This is a genomic window from Candidatus Palauibacter sp., from assembly GCF_965213655.1.
In the GTDB taxonomy this organism is placed as follows: Bacteria; Gemmatimonadota; Gemmatimonadetes; order Palauibacterales; family Palauibacteraceae; genus Palauibacter.
This window is the reverse complement of sequence record NZ_CBDBZT010000003.1, coordinates 2,044,387-2,061,985: the sequence shown is the minus strand read 5'-3', so window position 1 is coordinate 2,061,985 and position 17,599 is coordinate 2,044,387. Positions and strand designations below refer to the sequence as shown.

Annotated in this window: 14 protein-coding genes; 7 read left to right on the top strand and 7 right to left on the bottom strand. The window is 67.9% G+C overall.

The genetic code is table 11. The features are described from left to right. Nucleotides 1–465: 465 nt before the first annotated feature. The 4 genes from ACOOGH_RS11245 to ACOOGH_RS11230 are packed head-to-tail and all read left to right on the top strand — an operon-like array spanning nt 466 to nt 7,458. The gene (locus ACOOGH_RS11245) at nt 466–2,196 is read left to right on the top strand and encodes an N-acyl-D-amino-acid deacylase family protein (RefSeq protein WP_420449007.1); all 1,731 of its coding nucleotides are present in this window, start codon (nt 466–468) and stop codon (nt 2,194–2,196) included. Beyond that, nucleotides 2,196–3,884, top strand: a complete 1,689-nt coding sequence (locus ACOOGH_RS11240) for an amidohydrolase (RefSeq protein ID WP_420449006.1) — start codon at nt 2,196–2,198, stop codon at nt 3,882–3,884. The genes ACOOGH_RS11245 and ACOOGH_RS11240 overlap by 1 nt, the downstream gene beginning before the upstream one ends. Next, the gene (locus ACOOGH_RS11235; protein ID WP_420449005.1) at nt 3,881–6,034 is read left to right on the top strand and encodes a CehA/McbA family metallohydrolase; all 2,154 of its coding nucleotides are present in this window, start codon (nt 3,881–3,883) and stop codon (nt 6,032–6,034) included. Before ACOOGH_RS11240 ends, ACOOGH_RS11235 begins: the two co-directional genes overlap by 4 nt. 26 nt (nt 6,035–6,060) lie before the next feature. Further along, the gene (locus ACOOGH_RS11230; RefSeq protein ID WP_420449004.1) at nt 6,061–7,458 is read left to right on the top strand and encodes a CapA family protein; all 1,398 of its coding nucleotides are present in this window, start codon (nt 6,061–6,063) and stop codon (nt 7,456–7,458) included. On the opposite strand, the gene ACOOGH_RS11225 is transcribed toward ACOOGH_RS11230, so the two are convergent. From ACOOGH_RS11225 to ACOOGH_RS11205, 5 genes are all read right to left on the bottom strand, one after another. Beyond that, nucleotides 7,459–9,534: a hypothetical protein gene (locus ACOOGH_RS11225; protein ID WP_420449003.1), complete on the bottom strand. Its 2,076-nt coding sequence runs from the start codon at nt 9,532–9,534 to the stop codon at nt 7,459–7,461. Then, entirely contained in the window at nt 9,531–10,814 is a 1,284-nt protein-coding gene (locus tag ACOOGH_RS11220) for a WD40/YVTN/BNR-like repeat-containing protein (protein WP_420449002.1), read from the bottom strand. The genes ACOOGH_RS11225 and ACOOGH_RS11220 overlap by 4 nt, the downstream gene beginning before the upstream one ends. Nucleotides 10,815–11,142: 328 nt before the next feature. After that, entirely contained in the window at nt 11,143–11,664 is a 522-nt protein-coding gene (locus ACOOGH_RS11215) for a hypothetical protein (protein ID WP_420449001.1), read from the bottom strand. Then, complete coding sequence (locus tag ACOOGH_RS11210; protein WP_420449000.1) at nt 11,652–12,359, bottom strand: hypothetical protein; 708 nt, start codon at nt 12,357–12,359, stop codon at nt 11,652–11,654. The genes ACOOGH_RS11215 and ACOOGH_RS11210 overlap by 13 nt, the downstream gene beginning before the upstream one ends. Beyond that, nucleotides 12,356–12,916: a hypothetical protein gene (locus tag ACOOGH_RS11205; RefSeq protein WP_420448999.1), complete on the bottom strand. Its 561-nt coding sequence runs from the start codon at nt 12,914–12,916 to the stop codon at nt 12,356–12,358. Before ACOOGH_RS11205 ends, ACOOGH_RS11210 begins: the two co-directional genes overlap by 4 nt. Before the next feature lie 964 nt (nt 12,917–13,880). Between ACOOGH_RS11205 and ACOOGH_RS11200 the strand changes: the two genes are divergently transcribed. From ACOOGH_RS11200 to ACOOGH_RS11190, 3 genes are all read left to right on the top strand, one after another. Further along, complete coding sequence (locus tag ACOOGH_RS11200; protein ID WP_420448998.1) at nt 13,881–14,288, top strand: hypothetical protein; 408 nt, start codon at nt 13,881–13,883, stop codon at nt 14,286–14,288. 88 nt (nt 14,289–14,376) lie between these two features. Further along, on the top strand, nt 14,377–14,583 hold the full coding sequence (locus ACOOGH_RS11195; RefSeq protein WP_420448997.1) for a hypothetical protein: 207 nt from the start codon (nt 14,377–14,379) through the stop codon (nt 14,581–14,583). Between the two features lie 62 nt (nt 14,584–14,645). Then, nucleotides 14,646–15,758 (top strand): hypothetical protein, encoded by a 1,113-nt coding sequence (locus ACOOGH_RS11190; protein ID WP_420448996.1) that lies wholly within the window; start codon nt 14,646–14,648, stop codon nt 15,756–15,758. Nucleotides 15,759–15,873: 115 nt separating this feature from the next. Here the strand turns inward: ACOOGH_RS11190 and ACOOGH_RS11185 are convergent, their stop codons facing one another. Together ACOOGH_RS11185 and ACOOGH_RS11180 are read right to left on the bottom strand one after the other, a co-directional pair. Next, nucleotides 15,874–17,076: a relaxase/mobilization nuclease domain-containing protein gene (locus ACOOGH_RS11185; RefSeq protein ID WP_420448995.1), complete on the bottom strand. Its 1,203-nt coding sequence runs from the start codon at nt 17,074–17,076 to the stop codon at nt 15,874–15,876. Then, a complete protein-coding gene (locus tag ACOOGH_RS11180) occupies nt 17,073–17,417 on the bottom strand; it encodes a plasmid mobilization protein (RefSeq protein WP_420448994.1) in 345 nt (114 codons plus the stop codon). Before ACOOGH_RS11180 ends, ACOOGH_RS11185 begins: the two co-directional genes overlap by 4 nt. Nucleotides 17,418–17,599 lie beyond the last annotated feature (182 nt).

Below are 17,599 nucleotides of genomic sequence, written 5' to 3'. Positions count from 1 at the left end.
GGATACCCGCCCGGAAACGGCCCCGGATACCGATCCGCGTCCTGCCCGGACAGCGGTGCCGAGTTCCAAGGGCTCCAAAGGAGGAGCAGGAGAAGGGAACACACCCGAGGAACGTGTCGCCATCTTGTGCCACATCTCGCGATTTGTGGCACGCGGCCGGTCTTGTGTGCCATACGTGGCACGCGAGCTTTCTTGTGTGCCATAACTCCGAAGATGTGGCACGCAAGCGGCAAGGGCTGGGCAACAAGAGCGCGGCGGTTCACGGTTCGATTTCCCATCAGAACACCTCTCGACCCTCGGCGATGTTCAACAGCTTCGAAAAGAGCAGTATGCGCAGTCACGGGCCGCGTCGCGACGCGGTCACCGGCCGCTTCAACAGCTTACGGACCCGAGGTGCCGTTGCCGCCAGACAAGCGCCACTCGATCCTTGGTGAGACCGGAACTCACCCATCAATGGATTAGCCCATGATAGCAAGGCACGAAAGCGTCACCGCGGGAGACGGCGGGCCATTGCGTCTTCCGCTGCACGCTGTGCTGGGAGTCTGTCTGCTGGGAGCGGTCCTCTCGGCATGCGCCGCCGGCTCGGAGTCGGAGGTCGCGGAGCCGTTCGACGTGCTCATCTCGGGAGCGCGGATCGTGGACGGGGCGGGGAACCCCTGGGTGCGCGGCGACGTCGGTCTCCGGGGGGATCGGATCGCGGCGGTCGGCGACCTGAGCGGCCAGCCGGCGGCGCGTACGATCGACGCGGCGGATCGCGTGGTCAGCCCCGGCTTCATCGACATGATGGGCCAGTCGAGCGTCGTCCTCGTCACCGATCCTCCGAGCGCCGAGAGCAAGCTCCGGCAGGGAATCACGACCTACCTCTCGGGCGAGGGCGGATCGGCCGCTCCCCAGAGCGACGCCACCCAGCCCGAGGGCCCGGTCGTGAACGGCGAGGAACTGCGCTGGCGGACGTACGCCGAGTATTTCGCGCACGTCGAGCGCATCGGCATTCCGATCAACGTGGTGCACGACGTCGGGCTCACGCAGGTACGGCGCGTGGTTCTGGGCGAGGAGGATGTACAGCCGACGCCCGAACAACTCGAGGAGATGAAGGCCCTCGTCCGGCAGGCGATGGAGGACGGCGCCGTCGGGACCTCGACATCCCTCATCTATCCGCCCGCCGTGTACGCGACCACGGAAGAACTTGTCGAACTCACGCGCGTCGCGGGCGAGTACGGCGGCACGTACTTCACGCACATGCGGAACGAGTCGCACTCGGTGCTGGAGGCGATCCGCGAAGCGATCGAAATCGGCGTCCGCGCCGGCACCCCCGTCCACATCTACCACCTCAAGGCGGCGGGGCAGGAGAACTGGCCGCTGATGGCCGAAGCCCTCGCCCTCATCGACTCGGCGCGGGTCGCCGGGATCGACGTGACGGCGGACATCTATCCCTACATCCGCAACGGAATCGGTCTCGGCTCCTTCCTCCATCCCCGGCACTACGCGGGCGGCACGGGCCCCTTCCTGGAGACCCTGTCCGACCCCGCGGTGCGGGCCGAACTCCGTCGCGAGGTCGAGACCACGTCGGACTGGGAGAACTGGTACCGCCACGTGGGGATGGACTGGGACAGGGTTCTCATCGTCTCCGCCCCGGACGAAGTGGACGAGCGGGTGATCAACCTCTCGATCGCCGAGGCGGCGGACATCCTCGGGACGGAGGAATGGGACGCGTTCTTCGATCTCGTGCAGGCCGGCGGCGTGAGCGTGAACCCGCAGAGCATGAACGAGGAGCAGAAGTGGCAGGCGCTCCGGGCGGAGTTTGTGATGATCGACACCGATGCTTCGCCCACGAATCCGGCCACGACCGCGAGCGCGCATCCGAGGGCGTTCGGGGCCTTCCCGCGGGTCATCGCGAAGTACGTTCGGGAGGACGGGATCCTGAGTCTGGAGGACGCCGTGCGGCGCATGACGTCGCTCGCCGCCCGTCGGCTGGGACTCGCGGATCGGGGGCTGATCGCGCCGGGGATGGCGGCGGATCTCGTCATCTTCGATCCGGACGAGGTCAGGGACGTGGCCCGGTTCGGGGACGCGATGCGCTATGCCGAGGGGATGGATTTCGTGTTCGTGAACGGCGTGGCGGTGATTGATGACGGCGCGTTGACGGAGGCGCAGCCCGGCAGGCTCCTGCGCCGGGAGACGGGAGAGACGCCGTGATGCCGAAGATCAGGCCTTCGCGGGCGGCGGTCGCGCCGGCGGCGGGGTACCTCGCGGCGCTGGGGCTGGTGGCCTGCGCGGAGGCCCCGCGGGAGGCGGCCGATCTCGTGTTGGTGGACGGAGAGATCCTCACACTGGGAGCGACGGGGGTCGTGGAGGCGCTGGCGGTGGCAGACGGCCGGGTGTCGGCGACGGGGACTTCGGAGGAGATCCGCATGCTTGCGGGGCCGGACACCCGCGTGGTCGATCTCGGTGGCCGAACCGTGATCCCGGGGCTCACCGACAACCACTACCACGGGATCGGGGGCGGTCCCGGCGTCGACCTGACGGGTGCCCGATCGATGGCGGATGTCGTCGACGCGATCGCCGCCGTCGCGCTGGAGACGGCCCCGGGCGAGTTGATCGTCACGAATCGCGACTGGCACGAGGGGCAGCTGGCCGAGCACCGCCTCCCCTACCGTGACGACCTCGACGGCGCGGCGCCGGGCCAGCCGGTCGTCGTCGTCCGCGGTGGGCACGAATACGTGCTGAACAGCGCGGCGCTCGCCCGCTGGGGCATCGACGAATCGACGCCGGAGGTGCCGGGCGGCCGCATCGGACGCTACCCGGACGGGCGGCTGAACGGCGAACTCGTCGACCGCGCCAAGGATCTCGTGACGCTCCCGGCAGCCGCGCCGCCCGACCCGGCGGCCACGCTGGACGCGCTGGCCGAGGAGTACGCCGCGCTCAACGCCCGCGGCTTGACCAGCATCCGCTACCCGGGCGGCCCCCCCGAACAGTACCGGGCCATCGCGCGACTGCGGGACGCGGGCCGACTCACCCTGCGCGTGAACTACGTCCTCCGTGCCCCACGTGGCGCGGGGGCGCCGCCGCTCGACGAGGCGCTCGCGACGTGGCCCGCCATGGGCGAAGGCGACGCCTGGCTCCGCGTCGGCGGCGCGAAGCTGGGCGTGGACGGCGGCTTCGAGGGCGGTCTCATGCGCGAGCCGTACGAGGAGCCGTGGGGCGAGGGCGGGACCTTCCACGGCCTCCAGACGCTGCCGACCGAGCGCTACATCGAGACCGTCCGCGAGTTGCACCGGCAGGGCTGGCGCGTGGCGACGCACGCGGTGGGCGACGCGGCCATCGACCTCGTCCTCGACGGCTACGAGGCCGCGAACGCCGACGCCCCGATCGACGGCCTGCGCTGGGTCATCGAGCACGGGTTCATCCCGCGCGAGGAGCACTTCTCGCGCATGCGGGCGCTCGGACTCTCCGTGACGGCGCAGAACCACCTCTACGTGGCGGCTCCGAGCCTCGTGAAGTACTGGGGCGCGGACCGCGCCGCCTGGACCACGCCGGTGCGCGCCTACCTCGACGCGGGGATCCCCGTCTCGCTGGGAACGGATTCCCCCGTCATCCCGTGGGACCCGTGGTGGATGCTGCACCACTTCACGACCCGTGGCACGATCAGCGCCGGCGTGCTCGATCCCGCCCAGGCGATCACCCGCGAGGAGGCGCTGCGCGCGGTGACAAGCGGGTACGCGCACCTCACCTTCGAAGAGGAAGAGAAGGGGACGCTCGAGGTCGGCATGGCCGCCGACCTCATCGTGACGGCCGAGCACGTGCTGGAATGTGAGGACCCATGTCTGGAATCGATGGAGGTCGATCTCACTCTCGTGGACGGCCGAGTCGTCTACGAGCGGTGACCCCCCGCGTCAGTCGGACCTGTATTCTCACCGGCGCCGTCCTCCTGGGCTCGGGGGCGCTGGGTCCGTTGGGGGAGGCCTCGCCACCGGCCGCGCACGGCAGCGAGGCCCGCTTCGTCGTCGAACTCGAGTGGCCGCGCGAGAACATCGCCCGCACGCTCGGCGTCGCCCGCTCGGAACTCGGCATGTACGGCCGCGGAAACCCGTTCCAGACGCGCGACATCGGCGACCGAACGTGTGTCGTCGGCCCCCTCTTCGCGCTCGACATCGAGGACGGGTTCGCGTTCGACATCGATGAGCCGGTCGACCTCGTGGTTACCTACGCGCCGGAACTCACGGGGCCGTTCAGCGTCGGGTTCAACGACAACGGCGGCGACGGGATCGGCGCGTCGGAAACCATCGAACCCGAGTCCGGACCCGGACCCGGCGCCGCCACCGCATCGACGCTCGCCACCGCCCGGGTAACGCTCGATCGCGCCCGCTTCGCCGCGCACGGGATCCGCGACACGGACCTCGCGATCGGCGGCCCGGAGGGAATCGCCTTGTGCGACATCGAGGTCGTCCGCAGCCACGCCACGCCGGTCCCGGCCGGATACGGCACGCTGCGCCTCACGGTGGAGGATGCGGCGAGCGGGCGTTCGGTCCCCGCCCGGTTCGGCCTCTACGACGAGACCGGACGCGCCCCGCTCCCCTCCGAACGCTCCGTCCTCGTGCACCGCTTCGTCGATGAGGTCCGCCTTTTGTGGGTGAACCCGCGCACGTGGTGGCCGTCCGAGCACCGTCTCGCCTTCTACGTCGACGGCGAGTACGAGGCCCGTCTCCCGGCCGGGAGCTACGAACTCGTCGCGACGCGGGGACCCGAATACCGCGGGTATCAGCGGACCATCGAGGTGCGCGCGGATGAGACGACCGATCTCACTGTCTCCCTCGAGCGCTACGCGGACCTCCCCGCGCAGGGCTGGTACTCCGGCGACTCTCACGTCCACATCGCGCGCGACCATACGGAGGATGACGCCGTTTGGGCACAGATCGCCGCCGAGGACATCCACGTCGCGAACCTGCTCGAGATGGGGAACATCGCCGTAACCCACTTCAAGCAGCCGGCGTGGGGCGAGGCCGGGCAGTACGTGCGGGAGGGCCACGCGCTCGTGTCCGGGCAGGAGGACCCGCGCACCGTCCAGCGCGGACACACGATCCACCACAACCTGCAGCGGCCCATCCGCCAGGATCCGGAGTCCTACTTCCTCTACCACCGGGTGTTCGAGGAGTCGCACGCCCAGGGCGGGATCTCCGGCTACGCGCACATGGGCCAGCTCTTCAACGGGGAACGGGGCCTCGCGCTCGACGTGCCGTTCGACCTCGTCGACTTCATCGAGGTGCTGCAGGGCGGGCGCCTGTACGACGACATCTGGTACAGCTTCCTCAACCTCGGCTTCAACGTCCGTCCCATCGCGGGCGCCGACTATCCCTACTTCGGACCCACGCTGCCGGGGGTCGAGCGCACCTACGTGAAGCTGGACGGGCCGTTCGCCCCCAACGAGTGGTACAACGCGTACCGCTCGGGCCACACGTACGTCAGCAACGGTCCCTTCCTCGAGTTTCAGGTGAATGGCCGGGAGATGGGCTCCGAGCTTCGCGTCGTGCGCGGGGAGAACCTCGAGATCGTGGCCAGAACCTCCCTGAACCCCGACATCGACCGCCTGAACCGGCTGGAACTCGTCGTCCACGGCGAGGTCGTGGCGAGCGTGACACGGTCGGTCGGGGACGACGACGGGCTGCGGCTCGCCACGCAGATCGAGGCGGACGAGAGTTTGTGGGTGGCGGTGCGCGCCTACGGCGACCGGGATGGCGAGCGCGACATGACGGTCGCGCACTCCGCTCCCGTGTTCGTTGTCGTGGACGACGAGCCGTGGTGGAAGCTGGAGGCGGTGCCGGAGCTCGTCGCCCGCCACCGGGCCAAGCTCCAGGAACTGCTCACCGCGCCCATCCAGCCTGCGGGCGATCTCGAGTATTGGGAGACGACCCGCCTCCTCGAGCAGGAGTGGGAGCAGCAGCGTTTCCGCCTTGAACCGCGCGTGCAGGAGGCCGATGCCCGCTACCAGGCTCTCCTCGACCGCGCCCGCGCCGCGACCACCGCATTTCCCGAATGACAGGACCCCGTCACAAGGAGGACTTCATGCGCCGCCCCGCTCTCATGGCCCTCTGCTTCGCCACTCTGGCGCCGGCCGTTTGGTCCGACGCGCAGGCGCAGACCCGTTCGCCCATCGACGCCGAGACCCGCTGGACGCTGGCCGCGGTGGGGGATGTGATCATGAACCGGCGTACGGCGCCCTTCGATCACTCCGGCGACCCGGGCTTCCACGACCTCGCGAACATCATCCGCGCGACCGATGCCGCCTTCCTGAACCTCGAGCAGTCGGTCTTCCGCCTGCAGGAGTTCACCGGCTGGCCGGCGGCGGAGAACGGCGGCAACTACGAAGTGGGCTCGCCGGAGACGCTCAAGGATCTCGTGGACATGGGGTTCAACCTCTACAACCGGGCCAACAACCACTCGACGGACTACGGGGTCGAGGGCATGCGCCTCACGAACCGGCTGATGGACGAATGGGGGCTCATCCACTCCGGGACCGGGGAGAACCTCGGCTGGGCGAGCCGCCCCGGATACCTGGAGACGGCGAAGGGGCGGATCGCGCTCATCGGCATGGCGTCCACCTTCACGCCGATGTCACGGGCGGGGCGGACCGGGCCGACCGTGCAGGGACGCCCGGGGCTGAACCCGCTGCGGCTGAGTACGCGCTACGAGGGCTCGCCGGAGACGATGGCCGCGCTGCGCGATGTGGCCCGGAGGCAGGGCGCGAACGTGTCCGACAACCCGAACGCACCCGTCCGCGTATTCGGGTCCATGGTATTCCCCGGCGACGAGGATCGCGCGACCGTCTCGCTGAACGACGTGGACCGCGAGCGCGTCCTCCACGAGGTGCGAAACGCCACGGACCAGGCCGACTACGTCGTCGTCAACAGCCACTCGCACGAACCCGGCAACGCCTTCGTCACGGCGCCGCCGTGGATGGAGGAATTCGCGCGACAGACGATCGACGCGGGGGCGAACACCTTCATCATCCACGGTCCGCACCAGCTCCGCGGAGTGGAGATCTACAAGGGTCGGCCGATCTTCTACTCGCTGGCGAACTTCATCTTCCAGAACGAGACGATCGACCCCATGCCCTCCGACCAGCGCGACCGCTACGGGATCCCGCTCGACCGGCTCGCGTCGGAGATTTACGACACGCGCTTCCAGGTGGACGAGGACGGGAACCCCACGACGGGCTTCCCCACGGGTGCCGAGTGGTATGAAAGCGTGGTCCCGGTCGCGACCTTCGAAGGCGACGAGGTGGTCGAGATCGTGTTCCATCCCATCGAACTCGAATGGAAGGCGCCGCGCGGACGGCGGGGGACGCCGCGGATCGCGCCCGAGGAACTGGGCCGCGAGATCATCGAGCATCTCGCCGAGTTGTCGCGCCCCTACGGAACCGAGATCGTCTACGAGAACGGCGTCGGGGTCTGGCGCCGCTAGCTACCCCACATCGGCGGCGCACGCTTCCAGTCGGTCAAGCACGGTTGTCAGAGGCTCCGCGTCGGACGGCGGCACCTCGGCCAGCGTCGCGCGTATGTCTGCAGCCATCTCGGCACCGCTCGGGTCCCAATAGGTCCATTCCCACCACTGCGCCTCCCTCGAGTCCGGCTCGGCGCCGCGCGCCGCGTCGCAGGTTCGCAGGAAGCCGCCCAGGCGTGCCGCCGCGACGTCGATCGCCTGGCCGACGTAGCGGCCCCGAGGGTAGTCGATCCAGTACCGGGCGAACTTCTCCAGCACCTCGACGCGTGCGGTGCAGGCGAATTCACCCTCGCAATCGTGCGGCGCGGGTCCGGTCGCGAGTTCCCAGAGAATCTCCTCGCCCTCGGGGCCGTCCCGGTGCGCGTCGTACACCCGCTGGAAAGCCTCGTCGCGCACATACCATCGCGCGCCCGGCTCGAAGTACCGCACGTCGTCCGCGAGTTGTTCGACCCATCCACGCACGAGCGCATCGGCCGAAAAGAAGTTGGATGTCCTCAGCACTCTGCCCAGCACCTGCAACCGCCGAAGCGAGAGGAGGCCGGAAGCGTCCACCACGTCACGGTACCCCAGGACGCGGCTGCCCAAGATGTTGTATACACGGAGTGCGTCGTCTCGTGTGCGCCCTCCGCCCGACCTGAGGAAGTGATCCGCGATCGCAAGCACATGGTCGTGCATGTCCGCCGTTTCCGCGCGCGGTACCCAGCAGTCTCCCAAACGACTTACCGAGACCCACGCCTCCCCAGCTACGACGGTGTCCGGGCGCTCGGTCGTGAAGTGCTCGTCCAACTGCAGAAACGAATAACCACGCGCCGTCCGCGATGGTTCAGCACGGCACGACACGCCCGGTGCGATGATGGCCAGCTCGCGAGGTTCCTGGGACGGCTTGGCCTCCTGAACCGTGCCGACAGCGCCCCGACTCCGAGGCGGTCGCTCGGGCCGCGGCCGTGACGCCACCTCCAACGCGCACCGTTCCACGCGATTCAGGTAATCGACGAGAGGCGCCTTCTCCTCCTCGCCCACCTCGTGCAGCGTCTCCAGCAGACGGCGGGCTGCCGGCTTGCCCTCCGTCCCCCACGCCAGTTGGTCCCACCAATCTCGACTCAATTGGTACATGGCGCCTGGCTCAGCGTCGCGTGCTTCCTCGCACGTACCCAGGATGCCGCCCCCGCTGCCCCTGAAGCGGCCCGCGTTGCCCGCGCGGCGGAGCCAGGTCAACGCCGTCTGGATGGCCTCGCCCACGAACCGGCCGTCCGGGTAGGCGAGCCAATACCCGGCCACGTCGGATATGGGTCCATCGAACACGCATGACAAGGAACGGGCGCACTCGCCGGGCTGGTGAGAATAGCGTGCGTTCTTCCACAGGATCTCCTCCGCCGCCGGATCATCTCGGTGTGCATCCAGGAGCGCGTCGAGCGCACTGCGGCTGACCGCTAACCGGTGCCGTCCCAACCGATCCCGGGAAACCTCGACGTCCGCGCCCAACGACTCCAGCCATGCCACTACCCGTGGGTCCGGATCCCGGAGCAGGTCAGCCTGCGCGGCGTCCAGTGCACGCATGAGCACCTCCAGCCGCCGCAGACTCAGAAGCGCGGAGGCGTCCACCTCCTTCCGGTACATTTGATGCCGGAAGTAGTTGTGCACGGCCACCCAATCGGTGAGCGGAAGCCCGCGCGGCGCGGAGAGGAGTCGATCGGCCATCACGAGGAGAGTGCTCGGATCCTGTGTCGGACCGACGTGGGTTTCCGGCACCCAGCACCACTCCTCCCGCAGGGGAGGTGACTGCCGCACGGAAATCCACGTCGCACCCGCCGCGTCGACCGCGGAAGCGCGCACGGCCACCGGCTCGCGATATGCGTTGCCGGTCAGCCTGAGGACCGACGCAACGCCGGCCTCCTCTGACGGCGCTTGGCGGCAGGGTACGCGGGGCGAGAGAAGAACTCCGGATTCGAAGTTCCCACGCTGCCCAGCGAGCGAATCCGGCCACGCAAGGGCGGCCACCGCAGCGGTCAACAGGATGAAGGGGGTGGAGCGGTTCATGGACTTCTTGACTCGGTCTCGTTGAAGAAACGAGCGGCTTCTCCTTCTTCAATGAACCCCAAGGCTTCGATCTGTTCCTCCTGACGTTCGGACAGGTCGTCGAACAGCATGCGGTCGCGCGAAGTCGGAGACGCGTCCGAGGCCTCGGCGTGTTCGAGGAGCTTGGCGAACTTGTCGTCGAGGCGGACCGGCCAGTTGATGAGTTCCTGCTTGGCACGGTGGTCCCGTGAGGGCCGGAACTGGCGCAGATGGTCCTCGATCTCCCACAGCCGGGCGTCGAGTTCGGCCCCCGCGCGGGCGATGTCGGCGGCGCCCTCCGTGCCCGCGGCACCCTCGATCGCCTGCACGATCCTCTGCCGCAGGCTGTGGATGCGGGCCACGGCCCGGTGGTTCTCGCCAATCTTCTCGCGGATCGCCATCAGGAAGCCGAACTGCTCGTCGAACTCGGCCTGCGGCGTCGCCACGCGCGGATCCGGCACGATCTCGAACGGAACCACGAACGTCTCGCCGTCCACCGTCAGCCGCGCCTCGTAGCGGCCCGGCGGCGCCAGCGGCCCGTACGGATCGCGGTGCCGATACAGCGTCTTCGGGACCCAGTCGATGGGCTCCGGATAGCGCATGTCCCACTCGAAGGCGTTGGCCCCGGCTTCCGCGGGGAGCCCCGGCTCCACCAGGTCCGCCGGGTCGATCGGATCGGGCCCCGGCTCGGCGGCGGCGCCCCGGCTGGAGAAAGTGCGGATCTCCTCTCCCTCCCCATCGTCGCCTGCTTCATGGATCGACAACCGGACCTCCGCCTCGGGGGCCTGGGGCAGGTAGTAGCGGACGACGACGCCGCTTGGCGGGTTCGGCATGAAGAGGCCGCCGAACGTCGCGCGCGTGACCATCTCCCGGAACCGGATCGTGGGCCGCGGCGTGAACAGCCGAACCCCGGCGTCCGCGCCCGGCTCGCCACCGTCGCTCCTCAGCGCCACGCCCGCGGCCGCCAACTGCCGCAGCGGCGAGATGTCGTCCAGGATCCAGTGCGCGCGCCCGTGCGTGGCCGCAACCACGTCGCCGTCCTTCAGCTTGAGGTCGCGCACCGGTGTGACCGGGAGGTTGAGGCGCAAGGAGTGCCAGTTCTCCCCGTCGTCGAGGCTCACCCACACGCCGCTCCACTCCGCACCGGCGTACAGCAGCCCGGGCTGCTCCGCGTCCTCGCGCACGACCCACACGAAATCGTCCTCCGGGAACCCGGCATCGATACGGCGCCAGGTGGCCCCGTAGTCGGCCGTCGCCCACACCGATGGGGCAGCGGATCGCTTGAGGTCAGAATCACGGCAGAGAATCGTCTAACTATTTATAGGACTGCACGATCTGCGTTTTCTGCCGTTGGACTGGACCCTGCTGGACCGTGTAGCGAAAGCGGGAAAACCAGACTCGAATGGCGGGACTCCCTCACCCGCGCTACCCTCATCGTCGAGGGTCCCGAAAGCCCGCATCGTCCATTTGTGCCCGGCGCCAGCCCCGATTGCGCCAGCGGCCCGGAAAACGCCCTTATACGGCAGGGGCCGCCCCGGATCGCGTCCGAAGCGGCCCCGCTTGTCCCTCTATACGCCAGTCGGTCCCGGTTCAGCCTTCGTTCAGATCGGGCCGGTAGAGGCACGCGAAATACCGAACCGCCGGGTTCTCGATCCCGTCATCCCGCGCCGCCGTCCGGCAGACCAACGGCGCCGGCGAGCTCGTGTACTCGATCCCGACCAGCGGAAGGTACGCCGCCGGGGGTGCGAGACATTCCGTATCCGCCCGGTTCGCGGGGACCATGCCGGGGTTGCCGTGCGCCATCCTCGCGCTTGTGAACCGGCAGCCTTCGGACAGGTCCGATTCGTCCGCGTCCTCCGTCTTCGGAAGGAACACCGTAAGGTCCCCCGGTCCGACCTCGACGGCGAACGGAAGCGTAGAGCGGTGGTCGTCCCACTTCACCCCCACTAGAACCCGGTGCGCGCCCGCGTCGCCTTCGACGTCCTCCACCGTGAGCCAAACCGGAGCGTCCGCCCCCGTGTACACCGTCGTGTCGGCCCCCTCCTGGGCCGCGACCGGGGCCGCGACCAACAGGACCGCCGCCGCCGTGCAAATCGTTGTCAGCTGGTGCATATCGTTACCTCCACAGGTATCCAAATCACTTCGATGCAGACATGTAAATCCGGCAGCCCCGAAGGGCCGGTCCAGTACGTGCAGAAGCGATAAGCCTTTTTCCATTCGATCGTCGTCGTGCAGGTCGGGTCGTCAACGCCCGGATCTTCGGTTCCGCCGCCGCCGCCGTTCGGGTCCTCCTCCGGTTCCGTCGCGCATTCCTCCGCGTCGTAGGCGTCGAACGATTCGGTGTGGGCGCCGCTCAACCCCCCATGGTGGCCCGCTTCGTGAAGGAAGCTCCTCCACTGCGCCTCGGGAGTCTGGTCCTTGTTGACGACGAACATGTGTTCGGTGCTGTCTTTCGCCCCGGGATAGTGCGCACCTCCGAGACCCGAATCCTTGGGCTTCCCGAGATAGATGAACTCCCTGACTCCGTCCACCGCCGATTCCGTCATGTCGAACGCCTCGAACAGGGCCGTCTTCACCTTCTCGCAGTTCGTACCCGCCGTCCACGTCGCCCGCTCGAACTTCCCCCGCCAGACATCCAAGTCCTCGCCCAACAGCGGGTCGAGATCGGTGAAGTGCCTATCCGCGCACTGTCTGGCCGTCTCGTTGGGATAGCACACCCCTTGGGTGTCGTCGACGTACTCTTGGGCCGAAGCCGGGGCCGCGAACCACAGCACGGCGGCCAGCGCGGCCAGCGCCGCCCGCCTCATCGTCGGCCGTCCTTGTAGGTCCGGGCCTCCAACGGCTCATGCCAGCGCGCCCGAAGTACGTCCAGCGAGTCCCACGGCGTCTTGCTATCGTGCGCCTCCATATAGCCGCCCAACACTTGTTCCACGTTCGCGCCGGGCGGCAGCGGTCGGCCGACCCCGTGCCGCCGGTTGTCCTCGTACCAGTCGCGGTAAACCTTCATCGGGAAGTGGCCTTCGTAGATCGCGCCGGGTCCGGGGTAATCAAGGTTGAACGCGGCCCCGAACGCCAAGCCGTTCACCCACATAACGGCATTGATGCCGTGAAAACCGGGGAACCGCTTGTAGAGGTGGAAGAGGGTGTCGTGCGGCATTTCATAGCCGATCCGGTAGGGCCAACCGGGGGGCGAGAACGGGGCCGCGCCGAACTCCGTTCCGGAGTCCTCGATCCAGTCCAGCGCGGACGTGACTTCCGGAGCCTCGAACGGGGTAATGTCCGGGGGCGGGGTGGCGTCTCCACAAGCGGCAAGCGCGAGCGCGAGCAAGGCGGCAACGGCGGTTGTGGTGGCGTTCGTCTTCATGGTGTCCTTTCTCCTTGGTCCGGAGGCGTCGGTTTCGGGGGCGGTCCCCAATGGATGCCCGACCCGTGGGAGGCTTTCCGGCGTATTCGGCGGGCGGCCAAGCGGAACTATCTATCAGCGGCCATATTGGCCAGAATATGGAATATAGTCGACCCGGATCCCCGACGCTATAGTGACCTTGGAATTGAGGCTCCGGTGTCTCGGTATATCTTGGTGACCGAGTCCTCTGTCAGAGCCCTCCTGCGCCCCGACGCCTTGGCTTTCCGGGACGGATCCCCATGGACGAGCCGTCGATGTCGCGACTATACGGATGCGCGGCAAAGTCGCCTGTAGCCACTATGGGTGCTGAGATTCGAGGAGTACTTGGACTGACGGCATCGGAACCACGCACTCCGCACATTCTCCCTGGGGGGAGTTTCCCGGCAGTGCCGTGAGGGATTTCCCCCTCACGATTTGCGGGGCTTTCCTCTCGGAGGGCTCGCGGACATTGACGATATTTGGAATACGGAGCCGGATGGCCCGGAGCGTCTGGGCGGGTCTCGGGCCTCTACAAGGCACGGGGAACTCTTAGAACACGAAGCACCCGAGAGGGAGAAAGAGGAATGATGAAATGAACGACTATGCGATTTGCCGAGTGTCGATTCTGGCAAGGGCGCGGTACGCTCCCGAATCCGAGGTGTCTGACTGGAGCCTCGGCGGAGCTAGTAGGTCCCCAACCGACCTTGCCGAATAGCAGTCGAGAGTCGCATTTTGGGGGGTGACTGTGCCGACCCGTGATCCGTGAAGCCGGATCGTAGTTCGGACCGACGTTCCGCACTGGAGCTGAGTGTACGGACACTTCTTACCGACGGAGACCAATCCAATCGAGAGCATTACCGAACGTAGACACCTCGTGGCGGCCACGACTCTCTTTGCCGCATTGCTCGCGGGGGCCGGTTGCGCTCTCGATCATAGCTCCGATGCGATGGATTGGACGCTCTCCGACGGCACGCCCATCGGGGAATTGGCGCGGACCGATCCCATCGTCGCAGTGGTGGTCGATCCAAGCCAGTGTCTCCGCTGCTCTTCCGTGTTGGCCGAGTGGCTGGAGTGGGAGCGGAGGTCGGGAATCAGCGTGGAGTTGCTCCTCGCCCGCAAACCGGAGGAAGAGGAAGAGCGCATTCTGCGGGCGACGGGCATGAGGACGGACGGCTACCTCACCGATGTCCGGATCGAAGCGCAACGCACGCCGATTGAGTTGGTGCTGGACACCGGTGGAGTCATCTTTCGCGGCGAGCGGGTCTACGGCCCTTCGAGTCCTCTCCTCGACGCCCTCAAGGATGGACGATCATTGAGAGAAGCCGTGGATGTGTTGTCCGATGCAGGCACTTGACCTTTCTGCGCAATCATCCGAACGTTTCAGTGCCCCGGCTGTAGCACGGCCAGCAGGGCCACAACCCTCCATAACACAAGGAGTAGCTATGAAGAGACGCAATCTAATCATCGGTTCACTCACCATCGCGGCGCTGTTGGGGGCTGCTTTGGGTGTCGCGCCCTTCGGGGCCACGGCGCAGGACGAGCCCCAGGGGCTTCTCAGCTTTGACAACTTCGACTGCCCCGGCGAGTGCGCGCCCAGCGCGCCCGTCTGCTGCTGGGTGGCGCCCCCCATCATCGTCGTCATTGATTGACGGTTAGGGGGGCAGTAGGGGGCTGGTCCCGTCGTGTCCGCGTCGCGTTGTTCGCGGGCGGGATGTTCCTGATCCCGGGCTGCGGCTCCGAGTTCGGCGAACCCGTGACCGCAGACACGGCGGGCCCGACGCTCACTCCCGTCGACAGTATCCTACTGCCGGAAGGCGACACGCTGTACATCGGCAATCCATACGCTCTGGTCGTCGACCCCTTCGACGGGTCCTTCTACATATCGGACATCTTTTCGGCTCGGGTCCTCAGGTTCCGTAGAGACGGCAGTCTGATGCTGGTGTACGGTCGGCCGGGAGAGGGGCCGGGAGAGTTTCGCGGCGGGCCCAGAGCTACGATGGTGCTCGACGATTCGACCGTAGCCGCACAGACCACGAGGTCGCGGCGGGTGAACATCTTCGACCGGAACACCGGAGAGACCATTCGGGTCGTGAACTTCCCCGCGCTGGCCGGAATCACTCCCCCGGTGGTGATCGGCCAAGACGTTTGGATGACCGATTTCGAGATCCGGCGCGAAACATCGGTGACTCGTTGGCGATCGTCCACGGACGAATTCAGGAGCTTGGGCAGACTCCCCGAGGAATACGTCGCGTCGGTCAGCAGTGACAACTGGTCCTATGCGAGTCTCTTTCGGATCGGTTCTCTTGCTTACGCCGACGGACGGTTCGTGCAGGGCTGGTCCGGACTGGACGAGATGTTCGTCTTGAACCTGCGGGGCGAGGTGGTGGACACGGCGGACGTCCCGGTGGCGAGGAGGAAGGGTGTCCCGGCCGACCTCCGGGAACGCATCGACATTGAGCACATCCCGTTCCGCGAGCAGTTGGAGGAGAGTTCGCAACTCCGTCAACTTTTCCCGCGGCCGGGCGGCGGTTTCCTGTTCACCCACCACGACCAGACAGCCTTGAAGATGGAACCGATGCCAGTGCTCACCGCGAAAACTTGGGTTGGCATCCTCTCTTCGGACTTAGAGAGAGCGTGCGTGGACGCACCTGTGCCGCGCGACTTCGAGATCCGGCCGATGGAGACCTTCCGTGGCGATACGCTATTTGTTTTGGACCGGAGCATTGAGGACGGCGAGCAGCTCCAAACTCGGATTCTGATGTACTTGGTCTCCGACGAGCGGTGCGACTGGCTTAGCACTGAGCCGGGGCGCCACACGCACTGACGCGGCGGAGCCCCGTGCTTTCTCCCTTCGTAGTGGCTTCTCCCGCCATGGGGCCAGCGCCACCATCCGGGGAGCGGGCGGCTTGCGGGCGAGAGCCCGGCAGACTTCGCGAGGCTCATCGCTCGAACCCTCCCCCGCCACGCTCGGGGCCTCGGGGCTGGCGAGGCCGGGGAATGGGGATGATGATGCTCGGGCCGCGCTCCCGCTCCCTCGTCTCTTGGCGCTCCTTCATCGTCTCCCGCACCGCCCATGCGCGCCGCTCCGCTTCCACCAGCCTACTTCGATAGAACTTGTGCCAACCGCGCTCGATCTCCCGGGCTCTCTCGCCGTGTGCCTTGCCCAACTCGGCCCGCTCGTCCCTATGATACCCGTCGAGGTCCTCGCGCCAGCCCTCGACCAGATCCTGCCGCCCCCGGATCGCCCCGGCCAACTCCCGCAACGAGCGCTCGGTCCGCCAGATCCGGAGCCGCCCGAGCACGGTGCGGCTCTCCCGGTCGAGCCTCTGCCGCATTTCTTCTTGCCGCCTGTGCAGCTCGACCCATTCCTCCCGCGCCCGGGTCTCGAGGTGCCGGAGGCTTCTCCAGCGCCCGTCCGCGACCGTCTCCCAAGCCTCCGCCTCGACACGCCGCCAAGCCTCCATGTCGACGCGCTCCTCATCGCGCGGCCCCCTCGCCCGGCGCGCCCGCCCGGGCACCATCCTCTCGCGGCGGACGCGCGCCCAGTGGCGCGGCCGCTCCCACGGGGTTCGAACCAACTCCTGGCCCGCGCGCCGCCGCTCGTTGTTCTTGACCCGCTCCTCGCACCGGATCCGGCCCTGTTCCCGCTCGTAGCCCTCGGCCCAGCGCGACAGCCGGAGCTTGCTGTTGCCCAGCGTCGCCGCCTTCCCGGTCTCCGGATCGACCCGGTTGGCGACCACGTGGACATGGGGGTGCCGGGTGTCCTCGTGCGCGACGACCAGCGCCTCGTGGCCGTCCAGCCCCAGCGCCTCCAGACTCCCGTCCACCGCACGGCTCATCTCCCGCCTGTCCGGCGTCTCGTCCCTCGCCCAGCTGAGCGAGTAGTGCAGCACCGGCTTCGCCAGCTTCCGCCCTCCTCGCGACCCGCCAGCCAGCCGTTTGAGGTCGGGGGCCGCCTTCGCGGTCGCGGCCATCAGCCGCGCGGCCCGCTCCGCCCGGATCGTCGCAAGGTTCCGGGTGTCGGTCCACGCGACCCGCTCCGAGGTCTCCGGACTCCGCTCGTCCGGCGTCGGAGCGTCGTGCAGGCAGTAGGCCGCGACCCCGGCGAACGAGCGCCCCAGGCCGTTGATCTTCGGGATCATCCGTCCAGCGCCTCGCCGCTCAGGAGATCGGCCGCAAGCTCGCCCACCCGCTCAACCGCCTCCAGCGTCCCCTCGGGTGCCGAAGCCCCGGAGTTCAGGGCGCGGGCGATCTGATTTAGATTGACGCCGATCCGGTGGAGTTCGACCCGCTCCCGGGCGCCGAGACGGTGAACGGCCACCTCGCGGACCGGCTGTCCCAGCGCCCTGCGGCGCAGGTAGCCGCCCTGCGTCATGCGGGCCGCCGCGGCCCGTTCGGCGATGGCCGCAGCCTCCGCGGGCGTGACGCGCACGCCGATCGTGCGGGTTCTGCGCTCGGCCTCGGACTTCCGGGGACGGGCCATGTCGGGCGGCCTCCTGTGTGGCGCGCGGAATGTCGTTCGGGGGTCCGGGGGCATCCCCCGGCCAGAGGTTTTTGTACATCAAAAACACATCTGGCTCCACGGTAACCCGCAGAAACGAACGGCCCGTGTGGCGCCTCACGCGAAAGCGTCCGGGCCGCCAACTCTGGACGACGCGCCCGCCC